General features: G+C 52.0%; 24 protein-coding genes. 14 read left to right on the top strand and 10 right to left on the bottom strand.

All coding sequences use genetic code 11. The features are described 5' to 3' along the window. Positions 1 to 45 precede the first annotated feature (45 nt). Both CCY32_RS16535 and CCY32_RS16530 read right to left on the bottom strand, forming a co-directional pair. The gene (locus CCY32_RS16535) at positions 46 to 387 is read right to left on the bottom strand and encodes a hypothetical protein (protein ID WP_088332704.1); all 342 of its coding nucleotides are present in this window, start codon (positions 385 to 387) and stop codon (positions 46 to 48) included. A gap of 385 nt (positions 388 to 772) precedes the next feature. Continuing rightward, positions 773 to 982: a hypothetical protein gene (locus CCY32_RS16530; RefSeq protein ID WP_088332702.1), complete on the bottom strand. Its 210-nt coding sequence runs from the start codon at positions 980 to 982 to the stop codon at positions 773 to 775. Positions 983 to 1426: 444 nt separating this feature from the next. Here CCY32_RS16530 and CCY32_RS16525 point away from each other — a divergent pair, with 444 nt between their 5' ends. From CCY32_RS16525 to CCY32_RS16515, 3 genes are read left to right on the top strand one after another with little or no spacing between them, the layout of a single operon-like run. Further along, a complete protein-coding gene (locus CCY32_RS16525) occupies positions 1427 to 2842 on the top strand; it encodes a HAMP domain-containing sensor histidine kinase (RefSeq protein WP_141096259.1) in 1416 nt (471 codons plus the stop codon). 52 nt (positions 2843 to 2894) lie between these two features. After that, complete coding sequence (locus CCY32_RS16520; RefSeq protein WP_168171560.1) at positions 2895 to 3407, top strand: hypothetical protein; 513 nt, start codon at positions 2895 to 2897, stop codon at positions 3405 to 3407. Continuing rightward, positions 3397 to 4758, top strand: coding sequence for a sigma 54-interacting transcriptional regulator (locus CCY32_RS16515; protein ID WP_088332696.1), 1362 nt, complete (start codon positions 3397 to 3399; stop codon positions 4756 to 4758). Before CCY32_RS16520 ends, CCY32_RS16515 begins: the two co-directional genes overlap by 11 nt. A 44-nt stretch (positions 4759 to 4802) precedes the next feature. Here CCY32_RS16515 and ftsX read toward each other — a convergent pair whose 3' ends face one another. From ftsX to ftsY, 3 genes are read right to left on the bottom strand one after another with little or no spacing between them, the layout of a single operon-like run. Beyond that, positions 4803 to 5783 (bottom strand): permease-like cell division protein FtsX, encoded by a 981-nt coding sequence (gene ftsX / locus CCY32_RS16510; protein ID WP_088332694.1) that lies wholly within the window; start codon positions 5781 to 5783, stop codon positions 4803 to 4805. Continuing rightward, positions 5767 to 6459, bottom strand: coding sequence for a cell division ATP-binding protein FtsE (gene ftsE / locus CCY32_RS16505; protein ID WP_088332692.1), 693 nt, complete (start codon positions 6457 to 6459; stop codon positions 5767 to 5769). Before ftsE ends, ftsX begins: the two co-directional genes overlap by 17 nt. Next, positions 6459 to 7763 (bottom strand): signal recognition particle-docking protein FtsY, encoded by a 1305-nt coding sequence (ftsY, locus tag CCY32_RS16500; protein ID WP_088332690.1) that lies wholly within the window; start codon positions 7761 to 7763, stop codon positions 6459 to 6461. Before ftsY ends, ftsE begins: the two co-directional genes overlap by 1 nt. 86 nt (positions 7764 to 7849) lie before the next feature. Here ftsY and rsmD point away from each other — a divergent pair, with 86 nt between their 5' ends. Continuing rightward, entirely contained in the window at positions 7850 to 8458 is a 609-nt protein-coding gene (gene rsmD, locus CCY32_RS16495) for a 16S rRNA (guanine(966)-N(2))-methyltransferase RsmD (RefSeq protein ID WP_088332688.1), read from the top strand. Then, the gene (locus CCY32_RS16490) at positions 8445 to 8816 is read left to right on the top strand and encodes a diacylglycerol kinase (protein ID WP_088332686.1); all 372 of its coding nucleotides are present in this window, start codon (positions 8445 to 8447) and stop codon (positions 8814 to 8816) included. Before rsmD ends, CCY32_RS16490 begins: the two co-directional genes overlap by 14 nt. 30 nt (positions 8817 to 8846) lie before the next feature. On the opposite strand, the gene CCY32_RS16485 is transcribed toward CCY32_RS16490, so the two are convergent. Both CCY32_RS16485 and CCY32_RS16480 read right to left on the bottom strand, forming a co-directional pair. Further along, entirely contained in the window at positions 8847 to 9425 is a 579-nt protein-coding gene (locus CCY32_RS16485; RefSeq protein ID WP_088332684.1) for a YjaG family protein, read from the bottom strand. Further along, complete coding sequence (locus CCY32_RS16480; RefSeq protein WP_088332682.1) at positions 9422 to 10015, bottom strand: YhgN family NAAT transporter; 594 nt, start codon at positions 10013 to 10015, stop codon at positions 9422 to 9424. Before CCY32_RS16480 ends, CCY32_RS16485 begins: the two co-directional genes overlap by 4 nt. Before the next feature lie 166 nt (positions 10016 to 10181). Here CCY32_RS16480 and CCY32_RS16475 point away from each other — a divergent pair, with 166 nt between their 5' ends. Beyond that, positions 10182 to 10364, top strand: a complete 183-nt coding sequence (locus tag CCY32_RS16475; RefSeq protein WP_088332757.1) for a helix-turn-helix domain-containing protein — start codon at positions 10182 to 10184, stop codon at positions 10362 to 10364. A gap of 44 nt (positions 10365 to 10408) precedes the next feature. Here the strand turns inward: CCY32_RS16475 and pepB are convergent, their stop codons facing one another. Then, a complete protein-coding gene (gene pepB, locus CCY32_RS16470; protein WP_088332680.1) occupies positions 10409 to 11695 on the bottom strand; it encodes an aminopeptidase PepB in 1287 nt (428 codons plus the stop codon). A 152-nt stretch (positions 11696 to 11847) separates the two neighbouring features. On the opposite strand from pepB, the gene sfsA reads away from it, so the two are divergent. The 7 genes from sfsA to panC all read left to right on the top strand — a co-directional run bounded on the left by sfsA (position 11848) and on the right by panC (position 17882). Next, positions 11848 to 12564 (top strand): DNA/RNA nuclease SfsA, encoded by a 717-nt coding sequence (gene sfsA, locus CCY32_RS16465; RefSeq protein ID WP_088332677.1) that lies wholly within the window; start codon positions 11848 to 11850, stop codon positions 12562 to 12564. A 148-nt stretch (positions 12565 to 12712) separates the two neighbouring features. After that, positions 12713 to 13162 carry an RNA polymerase-binding protein DksA gene (gene dksA / locus CCY32_RS16460; RefSeq protein WP_088332755.1) on the top strand — a complete coding sequence of 150 codons (450 nt, stop codon included), beginning with the start codon at positions 12713 to 12715 and terminating at the stop codon, positions 13160 to 13162. A gap of 77 nt (positions 13163 to 13239) precedes the next feature. Then, entirely contained in the window at positions 13240 to 14139 is a 900-nt protein-coding gene (gluQRS, locus tag CCY32_RS16455) for a tRNA glutamyl-Q(34) synthetase GluQRS (protein WP_088332675.1), read from the top strand. A gap of 188 nt (positions 14140 to 14327) precedes the next feature. Further along, positions 14328 to 15617, top strand: coding sequence for a polynucleotide adenylyltransferase PcnB (pcnB, locus tag CCY32_RS16450; RefSeq protein WP_088332673.1), 1290 nt, complete (start codon positions 14328 to 14330; stop codon positions 15615 to 15617). Further along, complete coding sequence (folK, locus tag CCY32_RS16445) at positions 15614 to 16138, top strand: 2-amino-4-hydroxy-6-hydroxymethyldihydropteridine diphosphokinase (protein WP_088332671.1); 525 nt, start codon at positions 15614 to 15616, stop codon at positions 16136 to 16138. Before pcnB ends, folK begins: the two co-directional genes overlap by 4 nt. 80 nt (positions 16139 to 16218) lie before the next feature. Beyond that, on the top strand, positions 16219 to 17013 hold the full coding sequence (gene panB, locus CCY32_RS16440) for a 3-methyl-2-oxobutanoate hydroxymethyltransferase (protein WP_088332753.1): 795 nt from the start codon (positions 16219 to 16221) through the stop codon (positions 17011 to 17013). Between the two features lie 14 nt (positions 17014 to 17027). Further along, positions 17028 to 17882, top strand: a complete 855-nt coding sequence (gene panC, locus CCY32_RS16435; RefSeq protein WP_088332669.1) for a pantoate--beta-alanine ligase — start codon at positions 17028 to 17030, stop codon at positions 17880 to 17882. A 41-nt stretch (positions 17883 to 17923) separates the two neighbouring features. Here the strand turns inward: panC and CCY32_RS16430 are convergent, their stop codons facing one another. Both CCY32_RS16430 and panP read right to left on the bottom strand, forming a co-directional pair. Then, entirely contained in the window at positions 17924 to 18706 is a 783-nt protein-coding gene (locus tag CCY32_RS16430; protein WP_088332667.1) for a transporter substrate-binding domain-containing protein, read from the bottom strand. Positions 18707 to 18951: 245 nt separating this feature from the next. Further along, positions 18952 to 20544 (bottom strand): pyridoxal-dependent aspartate 1-decarboxylase PanP, encoded by a 1593-nt coding sequence (gene panP, locus CCY32_RS16425; RefSeq protein ID WP_088332665.1) that lies wholly within the window; start codon positions 20542 to 20544, stop codon positions 18952 to 18954. A 187-nt stretch (positions 20545 to 20731) separates the two neighbouring features. On the opposite strand from panP, the gene CCY32_RS16420 reads away from it, so the two are divergent. After that, positions 20732 to 21505, top strand: coding sequence for an EAL domain-containing protein (locus CCY32_RS16420; RefSeq protein ID WP_246840657.1), 774 nt, complete (start codon positions 20732 to 20734; stop codon positions 21503 to 21505). Positions 21506 to 21577: the final 72 nt, after the last annotated feature.

Raw genomic sequence — 21577 nt, 5'->3', positions numbered from 1 at the left:
CCGCTCGCTAAGACACTGAAATCAGGTAAAAGTTCCTGCGTTTTATCACTTAACCAGACGGATATTGGGCTGTGGCTCGGCGTTTTCAACACTTTTTACCATTTTTATGTTCCGACTGCGCCGTTCGCCATTCTGGAAGCGGTCGTAACGAAAGTTTTCTACGTCCATCATCTGTGCAAAGTTCAAAAATGCATCCAGATCCTTTCGCCCCAGATTTTCATCAGCACTGCTTAGCTGACTGTCCACATACACTTCGTTACCATTAAACGTCATGTGTGCGATGGCATCATAAGGCTGCCCAAACTCTTCAACGCGAATGGCACGCACCATCTTGACTTCGAACATCCAGTCACCAACTTTGATATAGCGCTTTGTTGTTTTGCTCATCTTTTCCCCAACAGGTACGGGTGAAGGGCTGCTGCCCGTATTCGAATACTCAGAGATATCGACGCAACGTAAGTAAACTACAGAGGATCCGGTTTCTTCAATGAAACCGCAATACACTTACTTGTTGGGAAACGGCCTCCGGCCGGGGGAACGTGTCGAGTATCCTGTGCGGATAACAGAGTGCAGGGGGATGTCCTGATACCCGCCCATATAGAAACAGTAAGTATCGCGTTTTCCTACTGTAAGGGTGTGTATTCCCTGCGACTCTGCCGCTTTTCCGCGCCATCATTCTACCTGGCTGGTGTGTTGCTGCAAGCCCCCTGGCGGAATGTTTTATCATGATTTCAGTCACGCGCGACTGCGGGGGTTCACTGCCCCGTATCCGTTACTTTTGCTCGGCTGCTTTTTCTTCAGCTTTTTCCGTTTTTTCAGAAGACTTTGCTTCTTCAGCTCTCTTAGCATGTAAGGCTTTGGCCACTTCTTCGGCTTTTTGCTGTGCAGCCTGTTTGGTTTCCTGCTGCTTTTCCGTTTGCGTTTCAGTGGCCATTGCACCAAAGCTGGTTACGGCTGCGATTAACATCATCCACTTTTTCATAGGTCTTTTCCTTCATACTGGTTTAAGTCCCGGAGCCGATTCAAGAGGTTAGAGGCATCGGCGCCGTATTATCAGCCTGTTGAACAGGTTAAACCGGATAATGCGGATACCGTGCCAACGTGGCAAAGGCCCGTTTTGTCGGGAATTATCAGTTTAAGCCTGAGGAATAATGAGAATATATGTCGTTAAAAAGAGACAGTGATCGTGACGCTGCGCACTCATACCGAATACTCTGGCCGACCTGGAAATTAAAAATATAATAAAAACAAAAAGATATATGTTTTTTGGATGGCGTTTTTTAACTGTCTCAAAAAGCAGACAGTGGCATAAATCGTGGAAAATTCATGTGATTTGCTTTAGTTGAACCGCCGTTTTAGGGCATTATCAGCAGGTTTATCCTGCCCGGTGTCAGGGGCAAAACGCAAATAACGTAAAGGTGGAGCATTGGCGTTTTCAATCAGAAGATTAACATTGCTGGGGTTCACACTGGTGGGGCTGCCTCTGGTTATCGCTTTGGGACTGGCTTTGGTGCGTATTGAGCAGCTGTCGGTTCAGGGCACCGGAGCCATAAAGCAGGTGTCCAGGCTGGTATACGTGAGCCGTCAGGTCAGTCAGCTGTTGAACAATATGGAACGCGGTGCCAGTCAGTTTCTGGTGTTAGAGGATCCGGCCTTGTGGGACAGCTATTTACGCTTGCGGCAGGAGTTTCGTCAACTGGCCTCGGAAATGGTGCGCACTGACCGCCCGCTGATTGAGCCGGCTGTGGACAGACTGTTAACACGGGAACAGGCGGTGCATGAACAGCTTGGCGCTGATGAGCAAGAGTTGTCCATTGCCCAGCTGCAACAGGAATACAGTGAGCTCAATAGTATGAGCTCGGAACTTTTCAGCCTTAACCGGCGCGTGATTGATGACGAGATAGCGGCCATCGAGAGCAAGGCCGATCAGTTGCGGGAAACGCTGTTACAATCGGCGTTAGTGATCCCGGCCTCGTTGCTGATTGCGATGTTGTTTGTGCGCTTGATTAGCGGCCCTATCAATCAGCTCAAGCCCCAGATCCGTCGACTCGAAAAAGGGGATTTTGACCGCCCTGTATCGGTCAAAGGAGCCAGTGATATCGTTGAAGTGGCGGAGATCCTGGAAGCCATGCGCGAGCAACTGCTGGCCCTTGAAAAGCAGAAAACCGGCTTTATCCGGCATATCTCCCATGAACTCAAGACCCCTTTAGCGGCTATCCGGGAAGGCGCAGAACTGTTGTATGACGGTACCACAGGGAAACTTAACCCTGAACAGACCGAGGTCAGTGCGATTATCCGCAGCAGTGTCAGTCGTTTGCAGCAGCTTATCGAGGATCTGCTTAATTTCAATCGTGTGTTGGATCCGAGCAATGCGCTGAAACATCAGGCGGTGCTGAGTGACGCATTGGAGCAGGCGTTATCAGAACGACAATTACAGATTCAGAGTAAACACCTCAAGGTGATTGCCCCCAAAAGTGATTATTCACTTAGGGTAAACCCCGAGCAACTGCGGGTCATTCTGGATAATTTGATTTCCAATGCGGTGAAGTTTTCGCCCGCTCAGGGCCAGATTTATATCACCAGCGGTTTTACCGACACGTTCTGGTGGCTTCGAATCAGTGATGAGGGACCGGGCGTACCCGAGGATGACAGAGAGCAGGTCTTCGAGCCTTTTTATCAGAGTGCCTGGCAACCTGAGAGCAAGGTCAAGGGAAGTGGTCTGGGACTGACTATAACCCGTGAACTGATTGAAAAATACAAGGGCAGTATCCGTCTGCAGGAGAGCACACAGGGCTGCTGTTTTGAAATCCGTTTTCCGGCAACATTGGTGGAGCAACAATAATATGCTGAGATTCCCAGCTGGTAGATGCACAGTGGCGGCCTTGCTGCTGCTTATGACAACGGGCTGTCAGCTCTTATCCAAAGGCAGCACGGCGCCGGTGGAGGAGGTCAGCAACGCGTCGCGTGGTGCCTCTGTTGACACCCAGGCCTCGTTGCCGCCAGAGGATTTTGGTCAGTACTACCTGTGGTTAAAAGACCAATCGGTGCAGATGCTGGAGCAGGAAGTCGAACGTCGCCGAAAAGGTCAGCGTCAAGGCGATGCTGACGATATGCTGCGTCTGGTTTTACTCTACAGTTTGCCCAATTCTCCGGTGAAAAATCCCCATCAGGCCAGAACGGAATTGAGAAGGTTGTTTAATCAACCTCAGGTGGAAGTACCCGGAAGCTTCTATGCGCTGTTTGACCAACTGACAGAAAACATCAAATATCAGCGCCAGTTGCTTGAGGTATCAGAGAGCCTCGACCAGGTCATGTCGGAAAAGCAATCGTTGGAACGACAATTGCAGCAGCTCAAGCTGATTGAGCAAAATATTCTAAAACGAGACACGGATAATAATGGTAACTGAAGTTAACAAAAAACGGGTATTAGTGGTCGACGATGACCCCAGTTTGCTGAAACTGATTGGCATGCGCCTGACGGGCGCAGGCTATGAGATTTTAAGCGCCGATAACGGTAAGCAGGCGCTGGGCATTCTGGAAAGCTTTAAGCCCCATCTGCTGATCAGCGACTTGCGCATGAAGGGAATGGATGGCATGGCATTGTTTACCGCCACCCGTGAGCGCAACCCTGGCCTGCCTGTAATTATCCTGACCGCCCATGGCACCATTCCCGATGCCATAGAGGCCACAAAAAAGGGCGTATTTTCTTACCTGACCAAGCCTTTCGACAGCCAGCAATTGCTGGCAACGGTGGAGGATGCTATTCGTCTGCATCCTGTGGTGGAAGAAGATATGCAGCAGCCCGATGCGGGAAACTGGCGCAGTGCCATTATCAGCCGCAGCAGTAAAATGGAGGAATTGTTGCAGCAGGCCAGGCAGGTTGCAGACAGTGACGTCAGTCTGTTTATCCACAGCCAAAGCGGCACGGGTAAGGAGCTGTTGGCCCACGCCATTCATCAGGTAAGCGAACGTCGTGATGCGCCTTTTGTGCCGGTAAACTGTGCCGCCATTCCGGAAACCCTGTTTGAGTCGGAGCTGTTTGGGCACGTCAAGGGCGCCTTTACGGGGGCCAATCGCGAACATGTCGGGTTGTTCCAATCGGCCAACGGGGGCACCCTGTTTCTTGATGAGATTGGCGATATGCCGCTGAATTTCCAGGTTAAATTGTTGCGGGCCCTGCAAGAGCGTGAAGTCCGGCCGGTGGGCGCAACCCGATCTGTGCCGGTGGATGTGCGTATTATCAGCGCTACCCACCGGGATCTGGAGCAGGCCATCAGCGACGGACAGTTTCGCGAAGATCTGTATTACCGGCTTAACGTGGTGGAGCTGCGTCTTCCTCCCCTTTCCGAACGTCGCGACGACATTCCCTTGCTGGTTAACCACTTTCTGGGGCAAGTGCTGTCGCGTAGCAAAAAGAAACTGACCGGGTTTTCCGATGAAGCCATGGAGGTGCTGATTGCCGCGCCTTGGCCTGGCAATGTGCGCCAGTTACAGAATGTGGTGGAGCAGACGGTGGCCTTGTGTAATGGCCCCCTGATTCCCACAGAGCTGGTGCAAAAGGCACTCAGAGATAAACCCAGCTCATTACCCACCTTTTCCCGCGCCCGGGATGAGTTTGAGCGTCGCTATCTGGCCGATTTACTCAAGGCGACTCAGGGAAATGTCACTCAGGCCGCCCGCATTGCAGGGCGGAATCGGACCGAGTTTTACAAGTTACTGGATAAACATCACCTGACCCCTGACGCGTTCAGGGAGTAGAGGGTTGGGCTCTTTTCGGTGTCGGGGCTGAGCCACCTATAGGGCTATTTCGGCTCTATGGTGCGGATATGCTTGTGCACTGACAGTAACGACCCAGCCAGTCCTAAGAAGACCGATAGCCCTAACATGCCGAGTAACGACTCACCCTGCAATCCGGTCAGCTCAAATTCGGTCTGGTACAGCTGTGTGACGCGGGCAATACTGTCACTCATCCACCATAGCAGTAACCAAGTGGTAAACCAGGCCAGCAACCCGCCGAGCAGCCCATACCAGAATCCGGTATACATAAAGGGCCGCTGGATAAAGGCATCGGTGGCGCCAACCAGCTTCAGCACCAGAATTTCGTCGCGCTTGTTGAGGATGTTCAATCGAATGGTATTGCCGATGATCAGCACCACCGCAATAAAGAGGAGCAACGCCACCACACTGACCAGTTCCTTGGCGATACCCACCAGACCATGCAGGCGTTCCAGCCACTGAATATCCAGTTGTCCGAGTTCCACTTCCCGCTCTTTTTGCAGCTTGTCTAAAAGACGTTGGGCCGCAGTGGGGGAGGTGTGTTTACTGGTCGGGGTAACCAGCACGACATCGGGTAGGGGATTGTCTTCCAGATAGTTGAGGGCCTCACCGAAGCCCGACAGGGTTTTAAATTCCTGCAACGCCTCACCTTTGTCGATGTGCACCAGACTCTCGATTTCGGGCCACAGACTAAGGCGGGTGGTCAGTTGTCTGATATCTCCGGGTTGCGTATTCTGGTGCAGAAACAGCGTAATTTCAGAGGCCTGCTCCCAACCGGCACTGACTTTTTCGGTATTCTTCAACAGCACATACAGAGTACTGGGAAGGGTAATGCTCAGGCCCAGTACCGCAACTGTCATCATGGATGCAGCGGGATTGCGCCATAATTCACCGAGACTGGAGAGCGCCTGACGCAAGTGACTGATAAAGAACATCAAGGTACGTTGCAGCGCAGAGATACGGGTGCGTCTGGCGCCCTCATCGCGACCTTTAAACAGCAGGCTCATCGTGCCAGTCCTCCGTCAATCCATCGGTGATCATCTGGCCTTTTTTCAGGGTCAGTGTGCGATATCGCATTCTGGCGATTAAGCCCAGATCATGGGTGGCGATCAGCACGGCCACGCCAGCCTGATTAAAGTCCTCGAAGAGACGGATAATTTCCATCGACAGTTTCGGATCCAGGTTACCGGTGGGCTCATCGGCCAGCAACAATGGCGGTTTTGTGATCACGGCGCGGGCAATGCCGACCCGCTGTTGCTCTCCCCCGGACAGCGTAATGGGCAGACTGCGCGCCTTATCGCTGAGTCCGACCCGCTCCAGTACCGCACCCACCCGTTTGCTGATCTCGCGATGGGAGTATCCTTCAATCACCAACGGCAGGGCAACGTTGTCGAAAACACTGCGGTCCATCAACAACTGATGACTCTGAAAGATCATGCCGATATCCCGACGAATATAGGGGATCTGCCGCCGCTGGATTTGATTCAGGTCATGACCATTGATGAGCACCTTACCCACAGTGGGGCGTTCCATGATGCTAATCAGCTTTAACAAGGTGCTCTTACCGGCGCCGGAGTGGCCCGTTAAAAAAGCCATTTCCCCCGGGGCAATATGAAAACTCACCTGGCGCAGCGCCTGCTGACCGCCCGGATAGGTTTTGCTGACACCCTCGAAACGTATCATCAGGCTTGGGCGTCCTGTGGTGCGGAGCGGCCGTCTTGCTGTTCACTGAAAAGCGCATCCACAAACTCGTTGCCGTTAAAGGGGCGAAGATCGTCAATGCCTTCACCCACACCGATATAACGGATGGGAATGCCAAACTGATCGGCCAGCGCAAAGATCACTCCGCCTTTGGCGGTGCCATCGAGTTTGGTCAGTGTCAGGCCAGTGACATTGACAGCCTGATTGAACAAGCGGGTCTGGCTGATGGCATTTTGACCGGTACCGGCATCCAGTGTCAGCATGACTTCATGGGGCGCGGCGGCATCGAGTTTCTTCATCACCCGAACAATTTTCTTCAGCTCTTCCATCAGGTTATCTTTGTTTTGCAGACGCCCGGCCGTATCGGCAATCAGAATATCGGTTTTTCTGGCCTTGGCCGATTGCAGCGCATCGAAGATCACTGAAGCACTGTCTGCGCCCGTATGCTGAGCGATAACCGGAATGTTATTGCGCTCACCCCAGGTTTGCAGCTGTTCCACCGCGGCGGCGCGGAAGGTATCACCCGCCGCCAGCATGACACTCTTGCCCGCCTGCTGAAACTGCTTGGCCAGCTTGCCAATGGTGGTGGTTTTACCCACACCGTTGACGCCCACCATCAGAATCACATAAGGGCCGGATTCGGCCTGAGCTTGCAGGGGTTCGCTTGCGCCTGAGAGGATCTCTGTCAGCTGCTGCTTGAGCAGATTGAGCAGCGCTTCACCGTCTTTAAGTGCCTTACGATCGGCACTTTCGGTCAGGTTATCAATAATTTTTGTGGTGGTGGAAATGCCCACATCGGCCACCAACAATTGGGTCTCCAGTTCTTCAAACAACTCATCATCGATTTTTTTGCCACTAAACAGACTGACAATGCCGGACCCCAGATTCGAGCGGGTTCGGGTCAGACTCTGCTTGAGACGGCTGAAGAAACCGGCTTTACTGTTTTGCTCTGGCTCTGGCTCTGGCTCTGGCTCTGGCTCTGGCTCTGGCTCTGGCTCTGGCTCTGGCTCTGGCTCTTGGGCCGATTCAGGCGGTGTCGGCTCACCCGCAGCGGGTGGCGTTGCCGGTTCGTCAGTCTTTTGGGGTGTCAGCTCATCTTCCGCTACAACAGCGTCTGCATCCGGCTCACTGCGCTGTTCCTCAGTCGCAGGGACTGACGCCTGAGTGGGCTCAGGTTGCGGTTGACCTTCCTCAGTGGATGACGGTTGTGGTTGCTCATCCTGTTTCGGGCTTTCTTCTTGTTTGGTGGATTTATCTTTATTGAACCAGCCAAAAAACTTAGACATGGGCGGTGAGAATCCTTTGAAAATCGTTGGGTTATCGGCAGGGGCCGATTAGACTATGGCAATCATAGCATTTCTTGAATTAACAAATGAAGCGAGCTTTACAGCGCCGCCCCAAAGCTCAGGGGCAAATCCGCATTATTGCCGGACAGTGGCGGGGACGGAAGCTTCCCGTTCTCAGCCGCGAAGGGTTGCGTCCGACAACGGACAGAACCAAAGAAACACTGTTTAACTGGTTGATGCCTTACATCAGTGGCCGGCAGTGTCTGGATGCCTTCGCCGGTACAGGCGGGCTGGGTCTTGAGGCATTGTCCCGGTATGCCGATAGTGCAGACTTTGTGGAGCAGGATAACGGTGCGGTAACGATGCTCAAAGACAACCTCAGGCGACTCGCTGTACAACCGACAAAGGCCGCAGTGCATCAGGGGAATATTCTGCATGTTCTACCAGCACTCAAGGGGCCCTATTCATTGGTTTTTCTGGATCCGCCGTTTAATCAGGGCTTACTGCAACCTACGATAGACAGCCTGGTCGATACGCAAAAATTAACCAGCGATGCGCTGATCTATCTTGAAATGGAGAAAGGGGCGGCATTGCGGGTGCCTGCAAACTGGCGTCTGCTGAAACAAAAGCAAAGTACGCAGGTGGATTATCGCCTGTATGAGCAGCACAAGGAGGCGGGTGATGGAGAAGCCTAATGGCGTCGGACCGATGCGCATTATCCGGGCGGCAAAGTGTTCCTGGCAGGGCATTCGTTTCGCCTTTGTGAATGAATCGGCTTTTCGCCAGGAACTGCTGCTGTGCGTGGTGCTGATACCTCTGGCCTGCTGGCTGACCAGTCATCCTCTGGAACGTCTGGCGCTGATTTTACCGCTGATACTCTTGCTGGTGGTGGAATGCCTGAACAGTGCCATTGAGGCGGCGATTGATCGCATTGGTCCCGAACGCCATCCCTTATCCGGCCACGCCAAGGATCTGGGCTCGGCGGCAGTGTTTTTCTGTATGCTGATGAATCTGCTCAGCTGGCTGGTAATAGGGAGCGCTAAGCTGGCCTGAGCACCTTAATATCACCTCACCGCCATTCAATTAGCCAATTTCCAGACCAATATTGGTGATCCCTTCTTCCACCGCCATGCGTTTTAGCGCTTGCATGCTGTCCTTATTGCGTTGGATTTGTTCCAACTTATCCAGCAGTTCCTGTTGGAAAGCGATTTCCCATTGCATCAGTGGATGGGCTTTTATCTCGTCATTGCCAAGCGCGGCGTCGCTGCTGGCTTCAATAAAAGCTTCCACTGAACCTTGTGACAATTTACTGATCACCACTGCACCCTGAGGGTCTTCGTCCATCATGAGTAACAATAGTGAGGTCAGTGAAATGCCCACATCGATGGCCGGATAGACGCCAAAATTATCAAAATCTGCGGCATCGGGTACCGCCTGCTCGGTTTTCTCCAGTTGCACCGCCAGGTTCAGTTTTGCTTTGGGATTGGCCAGCCAGTCCCAGATGCCATCAAGGGTGTTGCGATACTGCTGGGGATCGGCAAAGCCGGTGACCTCACAGAACAACTGATAATTAGGCAGACTGCGCTCCAGTAACGTGGCACCAAAGGCGATGGCTTGCCAGCCGCTGAGTTGCCGGGCTCTGGCAAAGGTGGTCAGCTTCATAAACTATGCTCCAGATAACTGGCGATGCCGTCTAAAAACATCTGTATGGCGATCATCACCAGAATCATGCCCATGAGTCGCTCAACGGCGATCAATCCACGCTCGCCTAAGAGGCGATGAAAAAGGCCTGAAAACATCAGAATCACGGCGGTGGCTAACCATGCTGAGCCTGCCGCAAAGGTCCAGTCCATCATCCTGTCGGGGTCCTGGTTCGCGATCAGAATCAATGCCGCCAGTAATGACGGGCCTGCCACTAGAGGAATGGCTAAGGGCACCAGAAAAGGCTCGACGTTGGACGGTGAGGTGGCTGGTGCCCCTGGCTGTGGGAAAATCATGCGAATGGCAATGAGGAAAAGTATGATGCCGCCTGCGATGCTGACGGTCTCCTGACGTACATTCAGGAAATCCAGTACCGCCTGGCCGCTGTAGAGAAATAACAGCATGATCGCGAGGGAAAAAAGCAGTTCTCTGACCAAAATAATGCGCTGGCGGCGCGGTTCAATGCCCTTTAAAACCGACATGAATATGGGCAGATTGCCCAGAGGATCCATAATGAAAAACAACATGATAGCGGCTGACCAGGTATCCATTTTTCCCCGTTATCGGATTAATTATTCAAGTAGACTTATATTATCTGTCAAAACAGGCTAAATTTCAGTAAGTTAATTCTTTTAATGCCAGATGGCGGTGGAGCATGCCGGCCAGTTCAGAGCCACGCTCTCTGGTGGGTTTGTTGAATGCAATGAGGAAATTCAGATGAGTTTAATGTCAGTGACCGAGGTGGCCGAATACCTTGGTGTTCAGGAAATTCGCGTTGAGCGACTGGAACGTGAGAGTTTATTGCTGAGCAGGGAAAAGGATGCCGAGGGCAAACCGCTTTTTGATAAAGCCGACGTAGAAAAGTATAAAGAATTTGCCGAGCGACTCGGAGGTATTTAAGACCCGGGGGCGGGCGCGATACACCCGCCTCCCGGTTGAGCGGATTACTTATCCAGCAGGGTTTGGGCTATAGTCCTGATTCCCTGCGCTGTCGCGCCAGCAGGCATGGTTGCGGTTGCCGAGCCATTAAAAGCGGCGGCCAGATCCATGTGTATCCATCCTTTACCCTGTGGCGGTGCAAAGCGCGACAAAAAGCCCGCTGCATTAGAGGCACCACCGGCACCACCGCCCTTCATCGGACGACTGTTTGCCGTATCAGCATAGGCTGACGGGCACATTTCCTGATGCCAGGGCTCAAGAGGAAGCGCCCAGGCCGGCTCATTTTCTTGCTCTGCGACGCGCAATACTCTGTCTCTCAAGGCGCTGTCCAGACTGAATAGTGCGTTGTATTCGTTGCCCAGTGCCATGACTGCGGCACCGGTTAGCGTTGCCGCGTCCAGTATCATAGGCGCGCCGGTTTCAGTGGCAGCCATCAACCCATCAGCCAGGACCAGTCTGCCTTCGGCATCGGTATTGACCACCTCGACACTGACCCCATTTTTATAGGTGATGATATCGCCAAGCTTGTAGGCATGACCGCTGATAAGATTCTCAGCACAGCATAAAAACAGTTTGACCCGCTTATTCAGGCCTTGCAGAATCGCCAGTCCCAGGCCACCGGCAACCGTCGCGGCTCCCCCCATGTCACACTTCATGGTCAGCATGCCTTCACTGCTTTTAATACTGTAGCCACCGCTGTCAAAGGTAATGCCTTTACCCACCAACGCCGCGGCAACAGGCTCGGCATCGTTAGTGCCGGGATTGTAATCCAGCTCCAGTAATACCGGTGGCCGTTCACTGCCACGCCCGACGTGATAAATCCCGGCCCATCCGGCTTCAAGCAGTTCTTCCCCGGTGAGGGTTTTCGCGGTCACCTTATCGCCGGCCAGGTTTTGCAACCAGTCAGTCACTTCACTGGCAAGTTTTTGCGGTGAGATGTCTTCAGGGGTGCGGTTGATCAGATTCCGGGTAAAGAGCATGGCCTGATACTGGTCCGCTAACCGGCTTTTATGTTCATCCTCGCACCAGTGAATGGCCTGCTGTTTTTTTACTGTGGTAAACGCCTGCGCAAATGCCCATTGCTGCTCGGGGTGCCATTTGCCGTGCAATTGCAGCGGCTCACCGGCAATCCCTTCAAGAATACGTGCCGCTTTTTTTATGTGTCGTAGATGAAGGGCTTTGTCGTCGGGTAGGTGAATGCTGACCTGTTGTGGTCCAAAACTCAGAGGCGCCGTGCTGCCCCAGTGTTTGTCCGCCTGCTCTGTACTGAGGCTGACTTGCAGAAATGACATGTGTTTCTCCGGAAATCGAATAAGTTGTGCACAATCAAATTAGTACATTGAGTACGCTTGCTATATGATGCGCCCCGTTATGAATACCAACATAATCTCATTGCAGTTCATATCAATATATCTGAATTCTGGATGAGTGTTTAGCCAAGGCCATGAAATTTACACCATCGTTAGTACCCGGCACCCTGATAAAACGATATAAGCGTTTCCTTGCTGATGTCAGACTGGACACCTCTGAGGTGGTAACGGCGCATTGTGCCAATACGGGCGCGATGACTGGCTGTGCCGAACCCGGCTTCAGAGTATGGTTGTCTTATCATGATGATCCTAAGCGCAAGCTGGCTTACAGCTGGCAGTTGGCGCAGGATGCAAAGCAGCATTGGATTGGGATTAATACTCATAACGCCAATAAACTGGTTGCTGAAGCCGTGCGTCAGGATAGGGTTCCTGAATTGGGCGGCTATCGGACACTGCGCCAGGAAGTCCGATATGGTGAAGAAAAAAGCCGTATCGATTTGCTGCTCAGTGATGGCCCCGGGCCAGATTGTTTTGTAGAGGTCAAGTCGGTGACCTTGTTGCAGGATGGCTGTGGATACTTTCCGGACGCGGTTACGGAGCGCGGTCGCAAGCACCTGCGAGAGTTAATGAAGCTGCCAGCGCAGGGATTCAGAGCCGTGCTATTCTTTTGTGTTCAGCACAGTGGTATCCACCATGTCAGAGCCGCTGAGCATATTGACGCTGAGTACAGCCGTCTGCTGGAAGAAGCGATAGAAAGAGGACTGGAAGTCCTCTGTTATGATTGCCAGTTTAGTGCTGAAAAAATTGAGTTAAATCAAGCACTCGATTTGGTTGCTGATAAAAAAGGTTGATTTTTCCTTATCAGTAGCCATATTTGGCAGTCTTTAGTTTTTGTACCGTTCCGGAAGCGCCGGAACCGAATTGCCTGACAAATGGCTTTCTGATATAGATAGCGGTTTGTGCGGACGAGCCTGTAATGCTGTTTAGGAGATGTGGCTGATGCCAACAGAAATTTCACAAAAGTCACTAGGTTTACTGGCCCTTGCCGGTTTGTCTCCCTACCAGGAGAAAGACGGCGAAGAATATATGAACGATGCCCAGCTTGAGCACTTCCGTAAGTTGCTCAAAGCGTGGCGTGATCAATTGCGGGCAGAGGTAGACCGAACGGTACACCACATGCAGGACGAGGCCGCAAACTTTCCTGACCCGGTAGACCGTGCTGCACAGGAAGAAGAGTTCAGCCTGGAGTTGCGTACCCGCGACCGTGAACGCAAGCTGATTAAGAAGATTGAAAAAACCCTCAAACGCATCGATGACGATGATTTCGGTTTCTGTGACTCATGTGGCATAGAGATTGGAGTGCGTCGCCTGGAAGCCAGACCGACAGCCGATATGTGTATTGACTGTAAGACCATGGCGGAAATCAAAGAAAAACAGATGCAGGGGTAATCTCCCCCTCGCCGATCACCCAGTGCTGAGCGCCTAGCCCGGCACCGGGTGATACGATCCTGCTGTTACCAATTACCATGCCATACATCGGCCGTTTCGCTCCTTCTCCTTCGGGTCCTTTGCACTTTGGGTCATTAGTCGCTGCACTGGGTAGCTTTTTGCGGGCCAGAAGTCAGCAAGGTCAGTGGCTGGTGCGTGTGGAAGATATTGATCCCCCCCGTGAACAACCCGGCGCCAGTCAAAGTATCCTTAAAACCCTTGAGGCTCATGGTCTGCAATGGGATGGTACGGTGGACTATCAGAGTCAGTTTTCCGCTTACTATGACGCGCTGTTAGAAGATCTGGCTGCGCGCGAGCTGAGCTACTATTGCCGTTGCACCCGGGCTCAGATAAAAGCGCAGGGCGGCCGTTATAGCGGTACCTGTCGCACAAAAAACTATGGTTCTCAGGGCAGTTCGCTGCGTTTTTATAATCGTTCCCCCCATTACCAGTTCGTTGATCAGCATTTAGGGCTGATTACCGTGGACGCAGACACGGCGGCAGAGGATGTGATTATTCGTCGCAAAGACGGCTACTATGCCTATCAGTTAGCAGTGGTAGCCGATGACATCCGCCAGGGGATCACGGAGGTGGTCAGGGGCGCCGACCTGCTGGATACCACACCTAGTCAGATCGCCTTGTATCATGCGCTGGCTGTGTCACCACCGGATTGGTTGCATTTGCCGGTTGCAACCGTGCGCCCGGGCCTGAAGTTGAGTAAACAAAATCATGCCCCCGCCATTGACGACAGAAATGCACTGTATAATCTGCACCAGGCATTAGGGTTTCTGGGTCTGCCTGTAGCGCAGGCGAGGGACTTCAGCTCTATTGAAACCTTGTTGAAGTGGGCGGTGGCAAACTGGTCACTGTCGACGCTGCCCGCCCGTCAGGAGATTCTCTGGGTGGGCTCAGGGGCACAACGTGGCGACGAAAGTTGAGCGCGGCTATCCATAACACTGGCCGTTAAAGGCTTTTTCGGTATATCATTAGCGCCATTTTTTAGGCGGGGGTACGAGACTCCGGCCCGATTTTCAGTTGAGGAGACAAGGCTATCATTACCCGGGTAATCAACAGGGTCAGACAGGCTTTTGCCGGTGAATCACAGGGCAAACTCAAACCCCGAGTTATTCCCAGGGCCGAGCATGGTGTGTCCCGTAAAGACATCAGTGACAACGCGCTTAAGGTGTTGTATCGACTGCACAATGCGGGTTATCAGGCCTACCTGGTGGGGGGCTGTGTTCGGGATCTTTTGTTGGGGCTACACCCCAAGGACTTCGATGTGGCCACCGATGCTGAGCCCGAGCAAATCAAGGCACTGTTTCGCAATTGTCGACTGATTGGCCGCCGCTTCCGGCTGGCCCACATTGTGTTTGGCCGTGACATTATCGAAGTGGCGACATTTCGGGGCCATCATGATAGCGAAGCCTCAGACAACAGCGATAAACTCAGTCGCCGTTCCGATGAAGGTCTGCTGTTACGGGACAATGTGTTTGGCAGCATAGAAGAAGATGCTGAGCGCCGTGACTTTACCGCCAATGCCATGTACTACAACATTGCCGATTTTAGTATCACAGATTTTGCCAATGGTATGCAGTCGCTGAAAGAGCGTAAGCTGCACTTGATTGGTGACCCAGAGACGCGCTATCGCGAAGACCCGGTGCGTATGCTGCGTGCCGTTCGTTTTGCCGCCAAGCTGGATATGCAGATTTCCGCAGAAGCGGGCGATGTGATCCCGCAATTGGCGCCACTGCTGGCGAACATTCCTGCGGCCCGGCTCTTTGAAGAAGTGCTCAAGCTGTTTTTGGCCGGTCGCGCTGAGCAGACCTACGACTTACTCCAGGAGTATGGATTATTTGGTCAGTTGTTTCCTTTGCTGCAGCCCATGCTCAAAGTCAAAGACGGTAAAGAGAGCCTGTTTATACGCCAGGTACTGATCAATACTGACCACCGCATTAATAATGACATGCGGGTGACGCCGGCCTTTATTTATGCGGCCATGCTCTGGTATCCCCTTGAGCAGCGTTTCGATGAGCTGATGACAGAGAGCGGTCTCACCCCCCATGATGCATTCAATATGGGGATCAATGATGTGCTGCAGGCGCAGCAGAAACGCATCATGATCCCTAAACGTTTCAGTATGCCTATTCGCGACATATGGGTATTGCAACAACGTTTGCCAAAACGGTTTGGCCGCCGTGCCTATCAGATGCTTGACCATCCCAAATTTCGGGCTGGCTATGATTTCCTGTTGCTCAGAGCCAGTGTTGAGGGCGGTCAGCTCGAAGAGCTGGGTAAATGGTGGACAGACTTCCAGGATGCCAGCAGCGAGGAGCGTACCAAGCTGTTGGCGCAAATCAAAGGCTCTCCAAAAGGCAAGGGGCGCCGTCGTCCTCGCAAACGGAAACCTCAGCAGTGACCATCGCCTTTATTGGGCTGGGCAGTAATCTGGAGCAGCCTCAACGGCAATTAAGTGATGCCATTAGCGCCATGCATCAGCATGGCGATGTGACTGTATGTCAGTGTTCTTCCTTCTATCGAAGCGTGCCCATGGGGCCTGCCGATCAGCCCGATTACGTTAATGCCGTGGTGAAAATTGATACCTCTTTGCCGGCGCTCGCCTTATTGGATTTTACTCAGTCGATTGAAAATCAGCAGGGCAGGGTGCGAGACCAGGCCCAGCGATGGGGAGCGCGCACCTTAGATCTGGACATAGTGTTGTTCGGTGACCAGCAAATCCACACACCACGACTCACGGTTCCCCATTACGGTCTTGCTGAACGCGAGTTTGTGCTCTATCCCTTATCTGAACTGGATGCCAATTTGGTTTTGCCGGATGGCCGTGCACTGAAATCTTTACTTTCCCGATGCGACAAAAAGGGCCTGAGCATCGTACTCAGTGCTGCTGACGTATGGAAATCCGTTGCAGGATCCGTATAGTAGCCGTTTTTGAGGGGATGGGATGCAGCCTTTGCCGCTTATCAGGTGAAGACGGTTAACGCTCTACCTTGGGGTATATGATGAAAAAAGTCACAATTTCCACCTTGATTAAGATGAAGCAGCAAGGTGAGCGAATTAGTATGCTGACGGCCTATGATGCGAGCTTTGCCAAGCTGTTTGATGAACAGGGTGTCGACACGATTTTGATCGGCGACTCGCTGGGCATGGTGTTGATGGGTGAAGACGATACCTTGCCCGTGACCATTGAGCAGATGGTTTACCACACACGGTCGGTCAGAAAGGGCACGCAGCGGGCCTTTGTAATTGCCGATATGCCCTTTATGTCTTACGCCACGACGGAGCAGACCTTTACCAATGCCACCAAACTGATGGCAGCGGGTGCCAGCATGGTGAAGATGGAAGGCGGTAGCTGGTTGCTGGATTCGGTGAGGGGGTTAGCAGAGCGGGGGATTCCGGTATGCGGGCACCTCGGTCTGACACCACAATCGGTGCACAAACTGGGCGGTTTTAAAGTACAGGGGCGTGAAGAACAGCAGGCTGACGATCTGCTCAAGCAGGCGCTTGCCCTTGAAGAAGCCGGGGCTCAGTTACTCGTGCTTGAGTGTGTACCCACTTCATTGGCGAACCGTGTGACGCAGGCGTTGAGTATTCCTGTGATTGGTATCGGCGCAGGCCCGGGGACCGATGGTCAGGTATTGGTCATGCACGATATGTTTGGGATCAGCGCCAATTATATGCCTAAATTCTCAAAGAACTACCTGGCTATTTGTGGTGATATTCGCAAAGCCGTTGCCCTTTTCATTGAAGAAGTTAAGCAGGGTAAATTTCCTACCGATGAAGAAAGTTTCAGCTGATTAAGGGACGTTGTATGGAAATCGTAAGTGATATCATTTCATTGCGCCAGGCCAGACGCCGCTGGCAGATTGAAGCAAAAAGTATCGGTTTTGTGCCCACTATGGGTAATCTCCATCATGGTCATCTGCGGCTTGTAAAAGAAGCGAGAGAGGAATGCGACATCGTGGTCGTTTCTATTTTTGTCAATCCGCTGCAGTTTGGCCCGGATGAAGATCTTGCCGCTTATCCCCGTACTATGGAGCACGATCTCGCAGCGCTTGAGGCCATGGGTGTGGACATCGTCTTTACGCCCAGCGTGGAAGCCATTTATCCCAGGGGACTGGAACAGCAAACCTTTGTGGAGGTACCTGGGATCTCCTACATGATCTGTGGTGCCAGCCGTCCCGGACATTTTCGTGGCGTGGCAACTATTGTCTGTAAGCTGTTTAATATGGTGCAGCCCAATCATGCTTATTTTGGCGAGAAGGATTACCAGCAGTTGCAGGTAATAAAGGCCATGGTGACAGATTTGTCCATGAACCTTCAGGTACATGGTGTCTCCACGGTGCGAGAAGCAGACGGGCTGGCCATGAGTTCCAGAAACAATTACCTGACCACACAAGAGCGAGAGTTGGCGCCAACGCTATATAAAGTATTGAGCAACATGGCGGATGCTATTCACCTGGGGCGACGGGATTACTCAAGATTGATTCAGGAGCACAAGCAACAATTGCTGGCTTCGGGTTTTAAGATTGATTATCTGGAAGTGCGTTCGGCTGACAGTCTGTTGCAGCCTGGCCATGAAGATCTGCGCCTGGTTGTACTGGTGGCAGCGTTTCTGGGTAAAGCCCGTCTGATTGACAATATTCAGGTTCAGCTGGAAGAATAATTCAGTAAGGATTACTCAGAACCGCAAGAGGCGTCCTCATCTCAATAGGTGTCGCCGGACACGGATTTGAACTGATAATACTGCGGGTGTTCGGCAGCGAACTGTTGAATGACCTGCTCAAATCTGCCTGTCTTAAACGCCTTTTCAACCCTTTCCCTCAACTGCTGTATTTTGTCAGCATGGGGGGAGTATTTAGATAAGCCAAAATAGATAATACGATCGAGCTCATGCACATAAGGCTGCGCCGTTATTTCGTTTTTGAGCTGTGGATCACTGGTAAAAATGGTCGAGAGGGTTTCCATACTACTGATGACCACATCGACTCGCCTCGCCAGTAACAACTTGTAGGCAAGGTGTACATCATTCAATTGAATCTTGGTAAGGCTGTCGTCTTCATCAAACTGCTTAAAATAATGCACGCCTTCACTGACACCAATAAGACGGTTTTTCAGATCCGCATAGCTCTCAATGGGCGGGGCGTCAGAACGGGTGGCAAAAATGTATGCCGTGTCTGTTCGCATGGGTAACAGGTGTAGAAAGTGTCGACGTTCCTCACGGTCCAAGATACCGGCAATCACATCTGCTGAGCCTTGTTCCAAGCGTTTCATACAGTGGCTGAAATTCGGCTCAGTGACAAATCTCAGCGACATATTTGTCTCATCTGCCAATTGATGCAAGGCCGCCACATGCTCGCCCTTCGGTGGTGTTCCGAGAATCTGGTAGGGAGGAAATTCATCGAGACAGGCGGTCATGGCCTCCTCTGCGTAGGTGGCGAAGCTCGCAAAATAAGCGATGAAGGGCAGCATCAGCAAATTGAAACGCAAAAGGAAGCTCCTGATTATTTCAGTTTCTAGATTATCACAAGAATATGCGAAATAGCGAAGTAGCTGAATCTGTGCTCACACCAGACTCGTATTGAATCCGTGGTACACGTTACCGACTCACCCACCTCTGTAAGGTGTTGTTCATGGCAATGTCGATGAGTCATAGCGCGTTGTCGTAAAGATCGAAAAGCTGGCTCTGAGCGCACCGTCGACATCAACACCTTGTGCCTTATATTTCCCGCGGACTAGAAGCTTTGGACTGAGTGCCACACGGGGTGTTGTCGGGCCCACTCAGTCTGCTCATCCAATATGGCTTGAAGATCCGCGTCTGTGGTCAGGGGATTGGCCAGTACAACTCTGAAGACGGTAATCGCATCCTTATATCGACCGGTGCTCAGGCGTGTTCGTGATACAAAGGAATGGCCGGCCTCCCGCTGCTGTTTCTGGACTGACTGATTTAGCTCATCCAGTTGGTTATTCGTCTTTGTATCAATTGGCGCCTTGGTGTTTTGCAGGTGCGTCGGACACAGACGATAGGTCAGCAAGCACAACACCGGCTCTGTCACTAGCTCGAAATCCGGATGCACGTCAATCATGCGTGCAAAGCGTCGTGCCTTTTCCAGGCTTTGATCGATCAATAGTTCATAACCCTGCCGACCGAGAATGTGCAAAGACGCGTATAACATCATCGCCATCCCGTTGCGCGAACCTTCAACACTGGTGGCGCCCAGATCTTTTGACCCCTCGCGCAGAATATACTGTGCATTGTGACGTACTGCATTCGCGGCATCCGGGTCTTTATACAGCACCATGCCAGCCCCCATAGGCACATACATTTGTTTATGTGCATCCAGAGTGACTGAATCGGCTCTTTGAATACCGCTCAGTAGTGCCGCGTGTCGTCTGGAGAATAAGGTGGCGCCGCCCCAGGCGGCATCAACATGAAAATGACAATCCAGCGCTTCAGCCACGTCGGCGAGTTCATCGAGGGGATCAATGTGTCCCGTTTCTGTGGTACCGGCGACACCAACGATGGTCATGACCTTGCCACCCTTATCGATAATCTGTCGCCCGGTGCGCATCACTGCTTCCGGATCGAGCGTTTGCTTGGGACAATCAAGCTTGTACAGAGAAGATTTACCCAGGCCGAGCAAGTCCATGGCCTTAGCCAGGGAGTAATGGCCACGAGCAGAACAGATGACCGCCAGCTGGTTAAAACCAAAATGTTGTACCGCCCGAAACAGTCCTTCCTCCGCAACCCCTCTGAATCCTTTTGAAGCCGGTAAAGCCCGGTTTCTGGCCACCCACAGAGCAGACAGGTTGGCCAGCGTTCCGCCGCTGCAGAAGGTGCCCAGGCTACTGGAGGCACTGTGTAAGTGGTGTTGGTAAAAGTCATCGCTTTGTGCATAGATGAGGTGGTGCATCATCCCTACGACCTGGCGCTCCAGCGGCGTAAAGGCTTTAGAGGTTTCGATTTTTACCAGATTTTGATTGAGTCCAACCATCAGCTTGGCCAGCGACAAGTGGAAATAAGGCAAAGCAGAGGTCATATGTCCGATAAAACGAGGAGAATAGGTGTTTACGGACTTTGAGACCAGCTTGTCCAGCAGCTGCTGAGCATGGTGCGAGACGAATTGAGGGCTTTCAGGCACATTAGCCTGCTGGAAGTCCTGTTCAATCTCTTCCAGCGGCGTCTCCTGAGTAACGATATGACCGGAGAGAAACTCGGCGAGGTTGTCGGATAACTGCTGTTCAATTTGTGCCAAACGGGAGTCTTGGCCTTCTGGTTTGGTAAAGACCCGATAAAGGTGTTCAAGGCTGGCTTTGGCGTGACTCACAGAATTCCCCAATATCAATTCGTGGCCGGACTTTAGCTTACTTTCCGTTTGTCGTCACCCTGGGTCACCCGTGCAATGTCAGGCGCGATTAACACATAGTTTGCCGAAGAAGTGGGCTCAGTGCATAAACCTGAACTGGGCTTTTTAGTTCACCTGGCGCAGTCAGTCAGTTGCGGAAACCTGTTTGGTGGTTACTATCCTGCGACTGGCTGCTATAGTGTCAGAGCGACTCTCAGAGAAAGTAATCATGCAAATCAAACCGGTAATGGGTTCTTTTGACATTGAGCGGATTGTGCCCTACTTCCAGCCTATTATGGATCTGGACCATCACGCCGTGAACAGCTACGAATGCCTGGCTCGCCTGGTAACGCAAAATGAACAGACATTTTTGCCCAGTGAGTTCTTATGTCTTGTGGAGCGAGAGCAATGTTTTGGCGCGTTAACTCAGCGTATTTTTCATGCCAGCTCGGAGTATTTTCGCAATAACAGCATGGGATGGAGTATTAATATCAGTCAGCAGGATATTATTGAGCCCCACCTCAGCAAGTTCTTATCTGAGTTTATCCAGGATTACCCCAATCCCCAGCGCATTACGCTGGAATTGATGGCCTCCACTGCGATGCAGTATCGTGAAGAATTCCAGTCCTTTCTGGATGTCTGTAAGGCACTGGGTATACGCCTGTTCGTGGATCACTTTGGGGCGCTCAATCACCATATTCTCAGTCTGTTGGATTTACCTATTGATGGAATCAAGGTGGATGGCCATCTGATCAAACAGATGACGCAGAGTCAGGAAGTGTTGGATTTTGTTGGCCACCTCAATCAGCTCTCTCAACAGCGCCGCATCATTGTCATTGCAGAGCATATTGAGGATAAAGACTGTTTAACCGCGGTGCAGGAGCTGGGAATACGCTTCGGACAAGGATTCTATTTCAGCAAGCCTCAGGCTTTTTTAAACTAGGATTCAGCACAATTAAGTTCCTATCACATTGGTATACTATTTTTGATGTGCAGAGTTTTTAGCTGAAACACC

It is taken from the genome of Lacimicrobium sp. SS2-24 (assembly GCF_002201535.1).
GTDB lineage: Bacteria > Pseudomonadota > Gammaproteobacteria > Enterobacterales > Alteromonadaceae > Lacimicrobium.
This window is presented reverse-complemented; position numbering and strand designations above follow the sequence as displayed.